The 15,469-nt window shown below is 73.5% G+C and carries 15 protein-coding genes and 1 riboswitch; of the genes, 6 read left to right on the top strand and 9 right to left on the bottom strand.

Annotated features, from left to right (window positions below):
- Positions 1-4: 4 nt before the first annotated feature.
- On the bottom strand, positions 5-1,297 hold the full coding sequence (locus ACQ1X7_RS01255) for a C40 family peptidase (protein ID WP_432476327.1): 1,293 nt from the start codon (positions 1,295-1,297) through the stop codon (positions 5-7).
- 248 nt (positions 1,298-1,545) lie between these two features.
- Between ACQ1X7_RS01255 and ACQ1X7_RS01250 the strand changes: the two genes are divergently transcribed.
- The gene (locus ACQ1X7_RS01250; protein WP_432476326.1) at positions 1,546-2,106 is read left to right on the top strand and encodes a SigE family RNA polymerase sigma factor; all 561 of its coding nucleotides are present in this window, start codon (positions 1,546-1,548) and stop codon (positions 2,104-2,106) included.
- Positions 2,103-3,167 (top strand): hypothetical protein, encoded by a 1,065-nt coding sequence (locus ACQ1X7_RS01245; RefSeq protein WP_432476325.1) that lies wholly within the window; start codon positions 2,103-2,105, stop codon positions 3,165-3,167. Before ACQ1X7_RS01250 ends, ACQ1X7_RS01245 begins: the two co-directional genes overlap by 4 nt.
- A 25-nt stretch (positions 3,168-3,192) precedes the next feature.
- Here the strand turns inward: ACQ1X7_RS01245 and ACQ1X7_RS01240 are convergent, their stop codons facing one another.
- The 3 genes from ACQ1X7_RS01240 to ACQ1X7_RS01230 form a co-directional block, all read right to left on the bottom strand.
- Positions 3,193-4,218, bottom strand: coding sequence for a phosphatase PAP2 family protein (locus tag ACQ1X7_RS01240; RefSeq protein WP_432476324.1), 1,026 nt, complete (start codon positions 4,216-4,218; stop codon positions 3,193-3,195).
- Between the two features lie 70 nt (positions 4,219-4,288).
- Complete coding sequence (gene menC, locus ACQ1X7_RS01235) at positions 4,289-5,401, bottom strand: o-succinylbenzoate synthase (RefSeq protein ID WP_432476323.1); 1,113 nt, start codon at positions 5,399-5,401, stop codon at positions 4,289-4,291.
- Positions 5,401-6,177: a GNAT family N-acetyltransferase gene (locus tag ACQ1X7_RS01230; RefSeq protein ID WP_432476322.1), complete on the bottom strand. Its 777-nt coding sequence runs from the start codon at positions 6,175-6,177 to the stop codon at positions 5,401-5,403. Before ACQ1X7_RS01230 ends, menC begins: the two co-directional genes overlap by 1 nt.
- Before the next feature lie 145 nt (positions 6,178-6,322).
- Here ACQ1X7_RS01230 and ACQ1X7_RS01225 point away from each other — a divergent pair, with 145 nt between their 5' ends.
- Both ACQ1X7_RS01225 and ACQ1X7_RS01220 read left to right on the top strand, forming a co-directional pair.
- Complete coding sequence (locus tag ACQ1X7_RS01225) at positions 6,323-7,774, top strand: APC family permease (protein WP_432476321.1); 1,452 nt, start codon at positions 6,323-6,325, stop codon at positions 7,772-7,774.
- Positions 7,771-8,661, top strand: a complete 891-nt coding sequence (locus ACQ1X7_RS01220) for a universal stress protein (RefSeq protein ID WP_432476320.1) — start codon at positions 7,771-7,773, stop codon at positions 8,659-8,661. Before ACQ1X7_RS01225 ends, ACQ1X7_RS01220 begins: the two co-directional genes overlap by 4 nt.
- Before the next feature lie 9 nt (positions 8,662-8,670).
- Here the strand turns inward: ACQ1X7_RS01220 and ACQ1X7_RS01215 are convergent, their stop codons facing one another.
- From ACQ1X7_RS01215 to ACQ1X7_RS01195, 5 genes are all read right to left on the bottom strand, one after another.
- On the bottom strand, positions 8,671-9,657 hold the full coding sequence (locus tag ACQ1X7_RS01215; protein WP_432476319.1) for an ABC transporter ATP-binding protein: 987 nt from the start codon (positions 9,655-9,657) through the stop codon (positions 8,671-8,673).
- Between the two features lies 1 nt (position 9,658).
- Positions 9,659-11,284, bottom strand: a complete 1,626-nt coding sequence (locus ACQ1X7_RS01210) for an ABC transporter permease (RefSeq protein WP_432476318.1) — start codon at positions 11,282-11,284, stop codon at positions 9,659-9,661.
- Positions 11,285-11,294: 10 nt separating this feature from the next.
- Positions 11,295-12,359 (bottom strand): thiamine ABC transporter substrate-binding protein, encoded by a 1,065-nt coding sequence (locus ACQ1X7_RS01205; protein WP_432476317.1) that lies wholly within the window; start codon positions 12,357-12,359, stop codon positions 11,295-11,297.
- A riboswitch (TPP riboswitch) is annotated at positions 12,351-12,458 on the bottom strand. (Overlaps the previous gene by 9 nt.)
- 90 nt (positions 12,459-12,548) lie before the next feature.
- Positions 12,549-13,433, bottom strand: a complete 885-nt coding sequence (locus tag ACQ1X7_RS01200) for an RNA polymerase sigma-70 factor (RefSeq protein ID WP_432476316.1) — start codon at positions 13,431-13,433, stop codon at positions 12,549-12,551.
- Complete coding sequence (locus ACQ1X7_RS01195; protein WP_432476315.1) at positions 13,430-14,023, bottom strand: carboxymuconolactone decarboxylase family protein; 594 nt, start codon at positions 14,021-14,023, stop codon at positions 13,430-13,432. The genes ACQ1X7_RS01200 and ACQ1X7_RS01195 overlap by 4 nt, the downstream gene beginning before the upstream one ends.
- Before the next feature lie 108 nt (positions 14,024-14,131).
- Here ACQ1X7_RS01195 and ACQ1X7_RS01190 point away from each other — a divergent pair, with 108 nt between their 5' ends.
- Complete coding sequence (locus ACQ1X7_RS01190) at positions 14,132-15,031, top strand: alpha/beta hydrolase (RefSeq protein WP_432476314.1); 900 nt, start codon at positions 14,132-14,134, stop codon at positions 15,029-15,031.
- Positions 15,028-15,465 (top strand): GNAT family N-acetyltransferase, encoded by a 438-nt coding sequence (locus tag ACQ1X7_RS01185; protein WP_432476313.1) that lies wholly within the window; start codon positions 15,028-15,030, stop codon positions 15,463-15,465. Before ACQ1X7_RS01190 ends, ACQ1X7_RS01185 begins: the two co-directional genes overlap by 4 nt.
- Positions 15,466-15,469: the final 4 nt, after the last annotated feature.

Below are 15,469 nucleotides of genomic sequence, written 5' to 3'. Positions count from 1 at the left end.
GCGATCAGGGTCTGGCGTGGAAGTTCGGCGGGATCCAGTAGTACATCGACTCCTGGGTCACCGGCCGACCGGTGCGCGGCGCGTGGATGATCTGGCCGTTCCCGGCGTACAGCGCCACGTGGTAGATCGACGAGGGGCTGCTGGAGGAGCCCCAGAAGACCAGGTCGCCCGGCTGCAGCGCCCCTGCCGAGATCGGCGTGGACTGCTCGTACTGGGCCACGGAGTAGTGGGGCAGGTACTTCCCGCCAGCGTTCCAGGCGCCGGCCGTGAGGCCGGAGCAGTCCCAGGCGTCGGGCCCGGCAGCGCCCCACTGGTAGGGCTCGCCGAGCTGGGCCCGGGCGAAGGCGATCGCCGCGCCGGCGCCGCCGCCGGGGGCCGGCGGGGCGGGAGTGGGGGGCGGCGCAGGCGCCGGGGCGGGCTCCGGGTCCGGCTCGGGGGCGGGCTCCGGGTCAGGCTGGGGGGCGGGGGCCTGGTCCTGCTGCTCCTCGGCCGCCTGCGCTGCCTCGGCGGCCTCCTGCCGCTCCTGCTGCTCGGCAGCCGCCTCTGCGAGCGCCTGCGCCTCCAGTGCCGACTGGCGCTCCTCGGCGATGTCGACGCTCACGTCCTGCAGCCGGGCGAGCTCCTCGATGAGCCCGGCCTTCCGGTCGGCGATCGCGTCGGCCTCCTGTGCCGCAGCGTCCGCCGCCGCCGCGGCCGCGTCCTTGGCCTCGCGGGCCTCCACCTGGAGCCGGGCCGCCTCGGCCTCGGCGTCGGTGGCCTGCTGGTGGGCCACGTCGGCGAGCGTGGAGGCCGCGCGGAACCCGTCGTACCGGGTGTCCATCGCCGACTCCGTCTGCGCGAGCGTCGTGGCCTGCTCGACCACGGACTGGACCCCGTCGGACTTCACGATCGACACGACCGCGGAGAGCTCCGGCGCCATCTGGTAGGAGTCGACGACCGCGTCGGTGTAGGCCTGGCGCTGGCTGTCCACGTCGTCGCGCGCGATACCGGCTCGTTCTCCCGCGGCGGCCGCATCGCGCCGCGCCTGCTCGAGCCGGTACCGCGCGCCGTTCCACGCCTCGCTCGCCTGAGCCGCCGCGACGGCGGACTCCTGGAGCCGCTGGTTGGCGGCGAGCAGCTCCGACTGGAGGGCGTCCACACTGCGTGCCTGGTCCCGGACCGCGGCGCGGGCGTCGCGCACGTCGGCCCGGCTCGGGGGGGTGTCGGGGTCGTCCGCCCACGCAACGCTCATGCCTCCCGCGGCCGGGGGCACCGCGAGGATCAGCGTGAGGGCAATGACGGCTCCGCTCGCACGCACGGTGGCCACTCCTCCTGCTCGGAATCGGTCGTGGACTCGGCCCGCGCGACGGTCGTCAGCGACGTCCGCCCCCGGGCCACGCAGGACGCTAGCCCCCATTCGTCACAGAAGGAACACTTTTCACAATTTTTTCTCCAGTCACAGGCGTGTCGCATTGACAAACTACAAGCTTGTCATTCACGCGGACGTGCCTGCCGGTGGTTCCTCCGATCGGCCAACCCGGGGTGGGGTACGTTCCGTCCCTCCTCATGACAGGGACCTACGACGGAGGGGGCACCGGGGTGGCAGCCGACCACGACGCCGAGTTCGCGGAGTTCGCCGCGGCGTCGCTGGCCGACCTGCGCCGGACGGCGTACCTGATGTGCGGCGACTGGCACCGCGCCGAGGACGCCGCGCAGGAGGCGCTGATCCGGGTCTACCGCTCCTGGCACCGGGTCCGCAGCCGCGAGGCCCTGCTCGGCTACGCCCGCCGGGCCTGCGTCCGGGTGGTCATCGACGAGTCGCGCCGGCCGTGGCGGAGGGAGTCGCCCAGCGACGAGGCGGGTCGCGACCTGGCCGTCGCCGGTCCCGGCGACCTCGTGGCCGACCGCGACGCGATGGTCGAGGCGCTGGCCGGACTGACACCCCGGCGCCGGGCCTGCCTCGTGCTGCGCTTCTACCACGACCTGTCGGTCGCCGAGTCGGCCCGCGTGCTCCGGTGCTCGGAGGGCACGGTCAAGAGCCAGACGCACGCGGCGCTGCGCCAGCTGCAGCCGCTGCTGGCCGCCCACGAGGACGCCGGGAGCGCCGTACGGGAGGGAAGGACATGAACGACACCAGCACCCCGGACCGCGTCGTCCGCGAGCTGCTCACCCGCGCCGCAGACGACGGCCAGCGGCCCCTCCACACCGACCTGGGGCGACTCCTCGCCCGGGCACGCGCCGACCGACGGCGACGTCGCCGGGTACGCGCGGCCGGTGCGACGTTCCTCGGCTGCGCAGCCGTCGCTGCCGTCGCCGTGACCCCGGGCATCCTCAGCACCGGGCAGGAACGCCCCGGCCCGTCCGGGCCCGACGAGCCGACCAGCCGGGCGGAGGCAGCGACCGTGGGCCACCGCGAGGTGGTACGCCGTTGCCTGCCCCAGCTGGACAAGTACGGCGAGCTCCCCATGTACGCACGCAACCCCGCGGGCCGGCCGTGGCGGGTGGCCAATGCCGACCTCAACTACCGCGCTGGTGACGTGGTCTCGCTGGTCGACGCCCGCGGAGGCTCGAACCCCGTGCTCTGCCGCATCCCCCGGACCGGTGAGGAGGAGCGGCCGGTGCCCTTCGACGCGTTCCTCGCCTCGCCCGGCGACGGCGACGCAGTGGCTGCGCTGTGCACCGAGGCCTACTACGGGGGCGACGTCCGGTTCGACCCCCGGTCCAGCACGATCACGCGTCGGGGCGACTCGATCCCCGACCTGCGTGACGCCGACCCGGTCGCGACCGCCGGCACGGGCCCGCTGGTCGTGGCGCTCCTCACCCACGAGGGGCAGGACTACCGCTGCCTGCTCGGACCGGTGACGTGGGACGTCGGCGTCAACGAGGTCGAGCCCGACTGGCCGCTGCGCGGCGGCGGGATCCTGCTGCGGACGGTCGGGACGGGCGCGTCGGCGAAGTCCGTCGTCGACGACGAGCGCACCTACGTCGTGGGGGCCGGCCGGACCAGCAGGCGGGCGGCCAGGATCGAGGTCACGCTGCCCGACGGCAGCACCGCCTCCGCGCCGGTGCGGGACGGGGTGTGGTCCTTCGCCGCGCAGGTCCCGGGGTTCGCGGGCATCGTCCCGCTCCCCGCCCAGGTGCTGGCGCGCGACGGGTCGGTCCTGTGGTCCGGCAACGCCTCCGGATGACCCGCGGCCGGCGTCCGCTGCTCACTCAGTCGCTGACGTCGGCGGGAACGTGGGAGTCGGTCGTCGTGGGGTGGGAGGACAGCCCGTGCCGCTCGAACTTCTGCCCGCTCGCGATGCCCCCGAGGTAGAAGGACAGCAGCGCGATCAGGACGCCGGCGACGTCGTCGGCGATGTAGTGCCAGCCGAAGTAGATGGTGGCCACGATGGTGAGGGCGAAGTTGACCCAGCCGACCCAGTGCAGCACCCGGGACCGGATCGTGTACTGGATCATCAGCGCGACCAGCAGGGTGATCGCGACGTGGAGGCTGGCGAAGCCCGCGGTGGACTGCACCGCCCCCTCGATGCCCTCGTAGAGCACGCGCTCCCGTGCGTCCGAGAGCGACTCCATGAGGTTCGACGTGGGAGTGCCTGCGCCCACGACGTCCTGGTAGACCCACGCGGTGTAGAAGCCGGGACCCAGGGTGGGGAGCATGTAGTAGGAGACCGTGCCGAGCGTCCAGGCGAGCACCTGGCTGGTCACGAACCAGTAGCCGTAGGACAGGTTGCGCGACCACACGAGCCACGCGGTGACCGCCAGCGGCACCAGGGGCAGGAACCACAGGTAGATGTAGGAGAGCACGTGCGCCGAGACCCCGGTGCCGAACAGCTCGTGCATCACGTTGCCGGGCTCGTGGCCGAACATCAGCGCCCGGTCCATCAGGTGCAGCTCGTAGTCGAACTTCCGCTCGCGGATGAACGGCAGGAAGGACTTGAGGTTCCGGTAGCTGACGTAGGTGACGTAGAAGCAGACGATCCCCAGGATCACCAGGGTCCAGCGCTCCCGGCCCCAGTGGGTCTGGAGCCGGTGGCGCACGATCTCCCGCCACTCCCTGGGCCGGCCGCGGGAGATCCACAGGGTCCGCGGCACCATGTCGGCGAGGAACGCGCCCGAGATCAGCAGCGGGAGCCGCAGCCAGGACGGTCCGAGGAAGCCGTCGGGGTCGGCCAGCCGCTTGTCGAGCACGATCGCGGCGATGATCGCGAGCAGGCCCATGACGACAGCCACCCCCACGAGGAGTGCATAGGCCCGGCGGTACACAGGCGTCAGTCTAGGTGCGTGCCGGCGGGCGGCCGTGGGCGCGTCAGCCCCACGGAAGGGGCGTGCGGGAGAGGGTGACGGCGTCGAGCAGGTCGGGCAGCACCTCGACCCCGGTGCCCGGTCCGGTCGGCACCCGCACGTGCCCGTCCTCGAGCACGAACGGCGCGGTGAGGTCGGTCGCGTAGTAGCGGTCGGAGGCCGAGGTGTCGCCGGGCAGGGTGAAGCCGGGCAGCGCGGCGAGCGCGAGGTTGGGAGCGCGGCCGATCCCGGTCTCCAGCATCCCACCGCACCAGCACGGGACGCCGTTCGCGAGCGCGACGTCGTGGATGCGCACCGACTCCAGGTAGCCGCCCACCCGGGCGGGCTTGACGTTGATCACCGCGCAGGAGCCGAGCGCGATGGCCGTCGCCGCGTCGCGGGCGGAGGTGATCGACTCGTCGAGGCAGACCGGCGTGCGGATCCGCCCGGCCAGCTCGGCGTGCCCGCGCAGGTCGTCCTCGGGGAGGGGCTGCTCGATCAGCAGCAGGTCGAAGTCGTCGAGCCGCGCCAGGTGGGCCGCGTCGGCCAGCGTGTACGCCGTGTTGGCGTCGACCTGCAGCCCGATGTCGCCGTACGTCTCCCGGACCAGACGCACCGGCTCGAGGTCCCAGCCGGGCTCGATCTTCAGCTTGATGCGCACGTAGCCCTGGTCCAGGTAGCGGCCGACGGCCGCGAGCAGCTCGTCGTGGGAGTCCATGATCCCCACCGAGACGCCCGCCGGGACCCGGTCGCGGACGGCGCCGAGCCGGTGTCCGAACGACACCCGCTGGGCCCGCAGCTCCGCGTCGAGGACCGCGGTCTCCAGCACGTGCTTGGCCATCCAGTGGCCCTTGACCGGCGCCAGGGCCGGCTGGACGAGGTGGGCGGCCAGGTCGTCGCCGAGCGCGGCCAGGCGCGGGACCAGGTGGTCGCGCAGCACGAGCTCGGCACCGGCCAGGAACTCGCTGGAGTAGAGCGGGTCCGGCTCCGCGCCGCACTCGGCCCATCCCTCCTCACCGGAGTCCGTCGTGAGGTGGAGCAGGAAGGTGTCGCGGTCGTGGCTGGTCCCGAAGGAGGTCCGGAACGGGGCCACCAGCGGCAGCCTCACCCAGATGATCTCGGCCTGCTCGATGCGCATCACGGGTCCCTCCGGCTCAGGTGGTAGACGCTGTCCCGGCTGACCCCCTCGGCCACCCAGCCGTCGGCGAACGCCTCCTCGAACCACGCCCGCGCCGCCTCGCGCCACGCGGTCGCGAGCCCGGTCCCCTGCCGGCGCACGGCGAGCACGTCGGCCGGGACCCGGATCCACCGGTCGGCCGCGCCCGACCAGACCGCGGGGGCACCGTCCGGGCCGTCGGCCACCGCCCCGCGGGGTGGCGGCGGCTCCGGCGCCTCGCCGGCCAGGGCCGCGGCCACCCGCGCGCTGTCCATCCGCCAGGTCGCGACCAGCCGGTCGCCGACCTCGCCGGCGTTCTGCTCGTCGGCCATCTCGCCGTAGAACGCGACCTCGTAGTGCCCGGCCGTCGCACCGAGCCGGGTGAGGTTGACCCGGGCGTTGCGAGCGACGAGCGGGTCGAAGGTCCACCGCATCGTCGTGACGCCGTGACCGAGCGCCCACTCCCTCTGGTGCTGCTTGAGCGCGCGACCCAGTCCCCGGTCGCCGAGGCCCGGCGCGACGGCCGCGAGATAGCCGTAGCACGCACCCGGCTCGTCGCGACCGAGCACAGCCGCGCCGACCAGCGCCTCCCCGTCGTACGCCGCCGACACCAGCCCGCCGGCGTGGGCGAGGCTGCGCATCATCTCGCTCGAGATCGGCACCCCCTCGTCGTTGCGGCCCCAGACCCGGGCGAACAGGTCGCTCACCTCTCGCAGGCGCCGCGGGTCGTCGACCGCCTCCACGTGCACCGCTGTCACCCGCTCATCGTGTCCCATCCGGCCACCGGGCGGTAGGCGGCTCACCCAGCCCGGGTGGTGCGCTGCAGGGGCCGCAGGGCCAAGGTGAGCGGTGGTCGACGGCTCCCGCCGCGGCGGGTGCCGCCATCGGACTGAGGGAGGACCCATGTCGATGTCGCTGCGGGACCAGATGCTCCGCAAGAAGCCGCTCCAGATCGCCCACCCCGACGAGGCGGACCACCATCACTCGGGCCCGGACCTGAACCGCACCATCGGCACCTTCCAGCTCATGCTGTTCGGTGTCGGCGGCACCGTCGGCACCGGGATCTTCTTCGTGCTCCAGGAGGCGGTGCCCGACGCGGGCCCCGCGGTCATCGTGGCGTTCGTCCTGGCCGGCGTCGCCGCCGGCCTCTCGGCGGTCTGCTACGCGGAGCTGGCGAGCGCGATCCCGGTCAGCGGCTCGACCTACTCCTACGCCTACCACTCGCTCGGCGAGGTGTTCGCGATGGGGATCGCGGCCTGCGTGATCCTCGAGTACGGCGTGGCGGGCAGCGCGGTCGCCGTCGGCTGGAGCGGCTACTTCAACGAGCTCCTCGACCAGACGGTCGGCGTCACGATCCCGGACGCCCTGTCCTACTCGCCCATCCCCGTCGAGGGCGGCACCACGGGCTGGGTCAACCTCCCCGCCATCGTGCTGGTCGTCCTGTGCTCGCTCCTGCTCATCCGCGGGGCCAGCGAGTCGGCCAAGGTCAACACGGTCATGGTGCTCATCAAGCTCGCCGTGCTGGTGCTGTTCGCCGTCATCGGGCTGACCGCCTTCCAGGCCGACCGCTTCGAGAACTTCTGGGCCGCCGGGTCGGCCGGCATCACCGCCGCCGCCGGCACCATCTTCTTCTCCTTCATCGGCCTGGACTCCATCTCGACCGCGGGCGAGGAGGTGAAGGACCCGCAGCGCGCGCTGCCCCGGGCGCTGGTCGGGGCACTGATCGTGGTCGTCGGGATCTACCTGCTCGTCGCGATCGCGGGCGTCGGCTCCCAGCCGCTCGAGGAGTTCTCCAGCGAGGAGCAGCAGAGCGCCGGCCTCTCGGTGATCCTGGAGAACATCACCGGCTCGGCGATCCCCGGCACGATCCTCGCTGCGGGTGCCGTGATCTCGATCTTCTCGGTCACCCTGGTCACGCTCTACGGCCAGACCCGCATCCTGTTCGCGATGGGCCGCGACCGGATGCTGCCCGACCGGTTCGCCGAGGTCGACTCGCGCACCCTCACGCCGACCTTCAACACGATCGTCGTGATGGTGGTCGTCAGCCTGATCGCCGGCTTCGTGCCGTCGGACTACCTGTGGGACACGGTGTCCATCGGGACCCTGATCGCCTTCTCGGTGGTCGCGATCGGCGTGATCGTCCTCCGCCGCACCCGTCCGGACCTGCACCGGCCGTTCAAGGTGCCTGGCTACCCGGTCACCCCGATCCTCACCGTCGCGGCCTGCGTCTACGTGCTGTCCGGGCTCGCGCCGATCACCTGGGTGATCTTCGGGGTCTGGCTGGCGGCGCTCATGGCCTACTACTTCTTCGTCGCGCGCCACCGCTCCCGTCTCACCGAGGAGGTCGCGTCGTGACCGTCCTCGCCGCCTTCTCCTTCGGGCGCCACGACCCGACGCCGATCGAGCTGGGCGCCACCCTGGCCCGGTCGGCGGGGCAGGAGCTGCGGGTCGTGACCGTGGTGCCTGCCCCCTGGGGGACCCAGGCCGCCGAGGGCACCGACCGGGAGTTCCGCGCCTGGGCCGAGGGGATGGGGCGCGAGACCGTCGTCGTCGCGGAGAAGCTCGCCGCCGAGCACGCACCCGACCTCACGGTCAGCGTCGGCTACGTAGCGGCCCGCTCGGTGCCCGGAGGGCTGCTGGCCGAGGCGGACCGTTGCGACGCGAGGATGCTCGTGGTGGGTTCCGGCCACGGCGGCAGCTACGGCCACGTCCAGCTCAGCTCGGCGGCCGACCGGTTGCTGCACTCGGCGCACGTCCCGGTCGCCCTGGCCACCCGCGGCTACCTCGCGAGCGAGCACGGCCGGGTGACGCGCGCGACCTGTGCGTTCCGCGGCGACGAGGTGTCGCGCCGCACGCTGCGGGAGACCGCGGCCATCTGCCGCGACGTGGGGGCCTCGCTCCGGATCGTCACCTTCGCGGTACGGGGCCGCACCATGTACCCGCCCGACGTCTCGCCCGCCACCGAGGACGACGTGCTGGCGGCCTGGGTGGCGCAGGCGGAGGCGCTGCAGAAGCAGGCACTCGAGGAGCTCTCCGCCGCCGACGGGTTGCCCGACGAGGTGACGACCGAGGTCGCCGTCGGGCGGTCGTGGGCCTCGACGCTGGACCGGGTGGCCTGGGACCGCGACGAGGTGCTCGTCGTCGGGTCCTCCTCGGCGGGCGTGATGCAGCGGCTGTTCCTCGGGTCCAGCGGCGCCAAGATCCTCCGGCACGCGCCGGTCCCCGCGATCGTCGTCCCGTGACGCCACCGGCTAGGCGAGATCCATCAGCGCGATCCGGGTGCGGTCGATCAGGAGCCGCACCTGCTCGCCGGTCCCAGGGTGACGGTCCAGCGGCGCGACCGCGTCGAGCCGCCCGGCACCCGGGACGTCGACCTCGAGCCGCACCTGCTCGGGGGTGAGCCGCGACGAGACCACCGTGCCGGTGACCGGGCCGTCGTCGACGACGCGGAGGGCCGAACGGCGCAGGGCCACAGCCGGGCCGGCGTCGAGGCCGAGGGCACCGAGCAGCGTCGCGGCGTGCTCACCGGAGAGCACGCGGGCGTAGCCGAGGAACAGTGCGGTGGGAGGATCCACCGGCTGCCGCCACACCTCCGCGATCCCGCCCTCCTGCACGATCCGGCCCTCACGCATCACCGCCAGCCGGTCGGCCACCGCGAACGCCTCCTCGTGGTCGTGGGTGACGAGCAGCGCGGTCGTCCCGGCCTCCCGCAGGATCCGGCCGAGGTCGCCGGCGAGCCGTTCCCGCAGCCCCGCGTCGAGGGCCGAGAGCGGCTCGTCGAGCAGCAGCAGCCGCGGCCGCACCGCGAGCGACCGGGCCAGCGCGACCCGCTGCCGCTCACCGCCCGAGAGGGTGCCGGGCAGCCGGTCGGCGTACGACGGCAGGCCGACCAGGTCGAGCAGCTCGGCCACCCGCTGCGCGGTGTCGGGGGTCCGCCGCAGACGCAGTGCGTAGCCGACGTTCCGGGCGACGGTCAGGTGGTCGAAGAGCTGGCCGTCCTGGAACATCAGCGCGAACCCGCGCCGGTGGGTCGGCACCCCGGCCTGGTCGTCGCCGTCCCAGGCGACCGAGCCGGTGGTGAGCGTCTCCAGGCCGGCGACGGCCCGCAGCAACGTGGACTTGCCGCATCCCGAGGGACCGAGCACGGCGAGCACCTGTCCGTCGGGGAGCGCGAGGTCGACGCCCGCGACGGCCGGGTGGCCGTCGAGGGTGACCGAGACGTCGCGCAGCGTCAGCACCTCAGAAGGCTCCCAGGCTCGGCACCCGCAGCCGCTCGACCAGCAGCATCACCAGCGCGGTGGTCGCGGCGAGCACGCACGACGCCGCGAGCGCCATCCCGTAGTTCATCTCGCCGGGGTGGCCCAGCAGCCGGAAGATCACGACCGGCATGGTGGGAGCGTCGTCGCGCGCCAGGAAGGAGGTCGCGCCGAACTCTCCGAGCGACGCCGCGAAGGCAAACCCGGCGCCCGCCAGCAGCGGACGCCACAGCACGGGCAGGTCGACCGTGGCCAGGGCACGCAGCGGCCCGGCGCCCAGCGACGCGGCTGCCTGGCGCTGCCGGTCGTCGATGCCCGCCAGCACCGGCACCAGGATGCGGACCACCAGCGGGAGCGCGACCAGGGCCTGCGCCACCGGTACCAGCAGCGGGCTGTCGCGCAGGTCCAGCGGCGGCTTGTCGAGCGCGATCAGGAATCCGAAGCCGAGGGTCACGGCCGAGACGCCGAGCGGCAGCATGAAGAACCCGTCCAGCACGCCACGCACCCGCCGCTCCGTCACCGACCGGGAGCGCCGGGTCACGACCAGCGCGACCATCAGGCCGACCAGCAGCGACATCCAGGTCGCGTCGACGGCGGTGCGCAGCGAGTTGAGGAGGGCCTCGGTCACCGGCACCAGCAGCGCCTGCTGGTCGCCCGTGGTCGTGAGCGCCTCGTAGTTGGCCAGGCTCCAGCTCCCCTCGACCCGCAGCGACCCGGTGACCAGCGCGGCGACCGGCAGGGCGACGTACAGCAGGAGGACCAGCGTGGCCGCCAGGGGGACGGCGTCGGAGCGGTCGGGCCGCCGGGGAGGGACAGGTCGGCGCGCGGTGGGGGCGACCGTCCTGGTCCGGCGGGCGGCGAGCAGCAGCCCGCACACCACGACCAGCTGCAGCAGCGACAGCGCTGCGGCGGCCTGCAGGTCGAACAGCTGCACGGTCAGCAGGTAGATCTCCGTCTCGACCGTCGCGTAGCGGGCGCCGCCGAGGGTGAGCACGATCCCGAAGGCGGTTGCGCAGAAGAGGAAGACGACGGTGGCGGCGGAGACGATCGCGGGCCGCAGAGCGGGGAGGGTGATGGTGCGGAACACCGTCGCGGGTGCGGCGCCCAGGGTGGCGGCCGCCTGCGCCGGCCGGGGGTCGAGCGACTCCCAGGCGCTGCCGACGACCCGGATCACGACGGCGACGTTGAAGAAGACCAGGCCCAGCACGATCGCGACCGGCGTCCCGTCGAGCCCGAGGAACCCCAGCGGTCCGCCCTCGCCCAGGAGCTGCCGGAACGCCACCCCCACCACCACCGTCGGGAGCACGAACGGCACCAGCAGCGCCGCGCGCACCGGCCGCCGCAGCGGCAGCGAGGTCCGGTGCAGGACGTGGGCCGTGGGCAGTCCGAGCACGACCGAGACCAGGGTGCCCGCCGCGGCGGTCGCGAGGGTGAACAGCAGCACCCGGTGGGTGCGCTCGCGGGTCAGCACCTCGAGCGTCCCCGCCAGCCCGCCGTCGCCCTCGAGGCCGAGCGACACCATCGCCGCGACCGGGACGACGAAGAACGCGACCAGCGCCAGCACCGGCAGTGCGGCGAGCGCGGCCAGCCCCAGCAGGCGTCGGGTCACGGCCGGCTCCTCAGCCGGTGGTCAGGTCGCGCCACTCCGCGAGCCAGGCGTCGCGCTCGGCGGCGACCTGCGCCGGGTCGAGCGCGTAGGGGTCGGCGGGCTGCTCCGCGTGGCGGGCCCAGTCGTCGGGCAGCGGCACGCCGTCGCGGACCGGGAAGACGTACATCGAGTCGGGCAGCGCCGCCTGGACGTCCTCGGACAGCAGGAACTCCACCAGCTCACGGCCGCCCTCGGGGTTGGCGGCGCCGGCGAGCACGCCGGCGTACTCGACCTGGCGGTAGCAGGTGTCCAGGAGCGCCTCGGTGCTCGACTCGTCCGAGCCCTTCGGCACGGTGAACGCGGGCGAGGAGTCGTAGGACAGCACGATCGGGCGGTCGCCGCCCTCGCCGCCCTGGGTGAAGTCGCCGTAGTAGGCGTCGGTCCAGCCGTCGACGACGGCCGTGTCGTTGGCGAGCAGGTCCTCCCAGTACGCCGGCCAGTCCTCGCCGTACGCCGCCACCGTGGTCAGGAGGAACGCCAGGCCGGGCGAGCTCGACAGCGCCGACGGGGTGACGAACAGCCCCTCGTAGGCCGGGTCGGTGAGGTCGTCGAGGGTCTCCGGCGGCGCCAGGTCGCGCTGCTCGAACCAGGTGGTGTCGACGTTGACGCACACGTTGCCGTTGTCGACCGGTGCCAGCCGCTCCCCGTCGTCGCCGGGGAGCGCGTAGTCGTCCGCGCCCGCGGGCAGGTCGGCCCCGAGGGTGTCGAACACGCCCTCCTCGAGCGCTCGCGAGGCGAAGGTGTTGTCCACCCCGAAGGCGACGTCACCCGTGGGGTCGTCGCGGGTGACGGCCAGCTTGGTGGTGAGCGCACCGGCGTCGCCGCTGCTGCGCACCTCCAGGTCGTAGCCCGACTCCTGCTCGAACTGCCTGAGCAGCGGCTTGGGCAGGCTGAACGACTCGTGGGTCACCAGCACCACCTCGTCGGGGGCGGTGGCGGACCCGCCGTCGGTGGCCTGCCGGTCCGGCTCGCCCCCGATCAGGCTGCAGCCCGACATCAACGCACACGTGAGCAGGACGGAAGGTACGAGCCTCATCGAGCGACTCCCTACGCCGGTGTCAACCGGATCAGGTTCGGAGGGTCTGCGGGTCTCCCGCACTCTCAGCCCGCCGCGCGGGCTCCCCTGTCTGTACGCCGCCACACTACGCCGCACACCACCCTGACGCCCTCCCGGGGTTTCGAGGCTCGGCGCTGGCGCGCCTCGCACCTCAACCTCCGGCGGTGGTCACCTCCGGAGCGCCGTGGCCTCGCCGAGTCGTTGCAGCTTCTCGGGGTTGCGCAGCAGGTACAGCGCGGTCACCACCCCGTCCTCGATGCGGAAGGTCGCCACGGTGTCGAGCTCCCCGTCGATCCGCAGCGCCAGGGCGGGCCCGCCGTTGATGCTCAGCAGCTCGCCGTTCATCGGCCCCTGGCTGACCGCCTCGAGGAACCGCAGCACCTTGTCGCGGCCGTGGATCGGACGCAGCGCGGCCTTGGCCTGTCCTCCCGCATCGGTCACCAGGACCAGGTCGGGAGCCAGCACGTCCATCAGGGACTGCAGGTCACCGCTCGCCGCGGCGGCCAGGAACCGCTCGATGACCCGGTCCTGCTCGGCCCGGGTCACCTCCTGCCGCGGCCGTCGCGCGAGCACGTGGGAGCGGGCGCGGTGGGCGATCTGTCGTACGGCGTCCTGGCTCCGGTCGACCGCGGCCGCGATCTCGTCGTACGGCACGTCGAAGACCTCCCGCAGCACGAAGACCGCGCGCTCGGTCGGCGTGAGGGTCTCGAGCACCAGGAGCATCGCGGTCGAGACGCTGTCGGCCAGCTCGACGTCGTCGGCGACGTCCTGCCGGGTCAGCAGCGGCTCGGGCAGCCACGGACCGACGTAGGCCTCGCGCCGCCGCGCCAGGGTGCGCATCCGGTTGAGCGCCAGCCGGGTCGTGACCCGGACCAGGTAGGCGCGCGGGTCCCGGACCGCGGCGTGGTCGACGCCGTCCCAGCGCAGCCACGCCTCCTGGACGACGTCCTCGGCGTCGGCCGCCGAGCCGAGCATCTCGTAGGCGACGGTGAACAGCAGCGCACGGTGGTCGACGAACGTCGCGGTCGGGTCCGTCCCGCTCTCGGTGCTCACGACGCCGAGGACTCTACCGCCGGCACGGCGAGTGGCAGCTCGCACACCTCGGAGTAGCCCTGGCTGGCGAGGCCCATCGCGGAGTTGAAGCGTGAGCGCTCGTTCTCGATCGCGACCAGCGCCGTCAGCTCCACGACCGCGGGGTCCCCGAGCCGGTCGCGCAGCCCCGCGACCATCTCGTCGGTGACCGTCGGCGGCGTGGCCGACATGGCCTCGGCGTACTCCATGACGTCGCGCTCGAGCGTGGTGAAGACCCCGGACTCGCGCCAGCGGGGCACCTCGCGCACCTTCCGTTCGTCCAGGCCCTCGCGGTGGGCCAGGAAGTAGCCGAAGTCGAGGCACCACGAGCAGCCGATCACCCCGGCGCTGGCCATCTGCGCGAAGGTCTGCAGGTGGGGGTCGAGGGCGTCGAGCCTGGCCACCTTCTGCTCGAACCCGAAGATCGCCCTGAGCACCTTGCGGTTGTGCCACAGGACGTAGGCGTTGTCGGGCACCTCGCCGTAGGTGCGCCGGGCGTACCACTCGAGCGCGCGTCCGTAGAGCCCGCGGATCGGGGCCGGGGGGACGCGGAACGTGCTGGTGCTGGGCATGTCTCCTCCTGGGGAGTCGGGGTCAGAGGTCTCTTCCCACCCATGGAGACCCCGGCGGGCGCTCCGCTGTGACAGCCCCCCACCGTTCGACGCCAGTAGGGTCGCGCCATGCCGAGCCGACGCCACCAGCTGCTGGCGTACGCCGTGCCCCGGGTACGGCGCTCGCGCGACCTGGTCGACGAGCCGACCGAGCGCGCGCGGGTCGAGCGGTGGCACCTCGGGCTCGACCGGGCGCTGCCGACCCAGCTCGTGCCGGGCTTCGACCGCCGGTTCTCCCTCGTCACCGAGGAGGTGGCGGGCTTCCCGGTCCACGTCGTGACCCCACGGGGGATCGAACCGCGGCGCACCCTGTTCCACGTGCACGGCGGGGCCTACATGGCCCCGATCGACCCGTTCCACGTCCGCTACGCGACCCGGCTGGCCCGCGCCCTGGGCGCCCGCGTGGTGATGCCGGACTACCCGCTCGCCCCGGAGCACACGTGGCGGGACTCGTTCGGGCCGATGACCGGGCTGGCCGCGCGGTGGTGCCGGGCGAGCCGGACGACCCTGCTGGGCGACTCGTCGGGCGGCGGCTACGCGCTCGCCCTCGCGATGGCGCTGCGTGACCGGGGTGGGCCGCAGCCGAGCGAGCTGCTGCTGCTGTCGCCCTGGGTCGACCTGACGACCTCCACGCCCGCGACCCCGGCGTACGCCGCCCGCGACCCGTGGCTGTTCCTCGGCAAGCTCCACGCGTACGCCCTGTGGTGGGCGGGCTCGGAGGCCGACCTCGGCCGACCCGAGGTGAGCCCCGCCCTCGCCGACCTCACCGGACTCCCCCGGGCGCTGATGTTCTGCGGCACCCGCGACCTCCTGCTGCCCGGCTGCCGGCTGCTCGCGCAGCGGGCCCGCGCGGCCGGCTGGGACCTCGGCTACGTGGAGCAGCCGGACCTGATCCACTCCTACCCGTTGCTGCCGATCGCCCCGGAGGCCCGGACCGCGCGGCGCCAGACCCTGGAGTTCCTCCGATGATCACCGTCGACGCCCTGCCCTTCGCTGCGCTCGAGCCCACGACGGCGTACGCCGTCTGGAGGCTGCGGCAGGACGTGTTCGTCGTGGAGCAGGAGTGCCCCTACCCCGACCTCGACGGTCGGGACGCCGAGCCCGGCACCCGCCACGTCGTGCTCCGCGAGGACGACACGGTCGTCGGCTACGCCCGCGTGCTCGACGAGGGGACCCGGTGGCGCATCGGTCGGGTCGCCCTCGCGCCCGCCGCCCGGGGCCGGGGCCTCGCCGACGTGGTGATGGAGACCGCGCTCCAGGTCTGCCCCGACCGCGACGTGGTGCTGGACGCCCAGGCGGCGCTGGTCGCGTGGTACGAGTCGCTCGGATTCACGGTCGCCGGTGCGGAGTTCCTCGACGACGGCATCCCCCACGTCCCGATGCGGCTGCCGTCTGAGAGCTGAGTCC

Origin of the sequence: Nocardioides sp. GXQ0305, from assembly GCF_050880345.1 — a bacterium.
Lineage (GTDB): Bacteria > Actinomycetota > Actinomycetes > Propionibacteriales > Nocardioidaceae > Nocardioides.
This window is presented reverse-complemented; position numbering and strand designations above follow the sequence as displayed.

Coding starts and splice junctions, on each gene's coding strand:
- ACQ1X7_RS01190 (WP_432476314.1), top strand. CDS start 14,132: ATGCCGAGCCGACGCCACCAGCTGCTGGCGTACGCCGTGCCCCGGGTA.
- menC (WP_432476323.1), bottom strand. CDS start 5,401: ATGCGCATCGAGCAGGCCGAGATCATCTGGGTGAGGCTGCCGCTGGTG.
- ACQ1X7_RS01250 (WP_432476326.1), top strand. CDS start 1,546: ATGACAGGGACCTACGACGGAGGGGGCACCGGGGTGGCAGCCGACCAC.
- ACQ1X7_RS01225 (WP_432476321.1), top strand. CDS start 6,323: ATGTCGATGTCGCTGCGGGACCAGATGCTCCGCAAGAAGCCGCTCCAG.
- ACQ1X7_RS01205 (WP_432476317.1), bottom strand. CDS start 12,359: ATGAGGCTCGTACCTTCCGTCCTGCTCACGTGTGCGTTGATGTCGGGC.
- ACQ1X7_RS01245 (WP_432476325.1), top strand. CDS start 2,103: ATGAACGACACCAGCACCCCGGACCGCGTCGTCCGCGAGCTGCTCACC.
- ACQ1X7_RS01195 (WP_432476315.1), bottom strand. CDS start 14,023: ATGCCCAGCACCAGCACGTTCCGCGTCCCCCCGGCCCCGATCCGCGGG.
- ACQ1X7_RS01185 (WP_432476313.1), top strand. CDS start 15,028: ATGATCACCGTCGACGCCCTGCCCTTCGCTGCGCTCGAGCCCACGACG.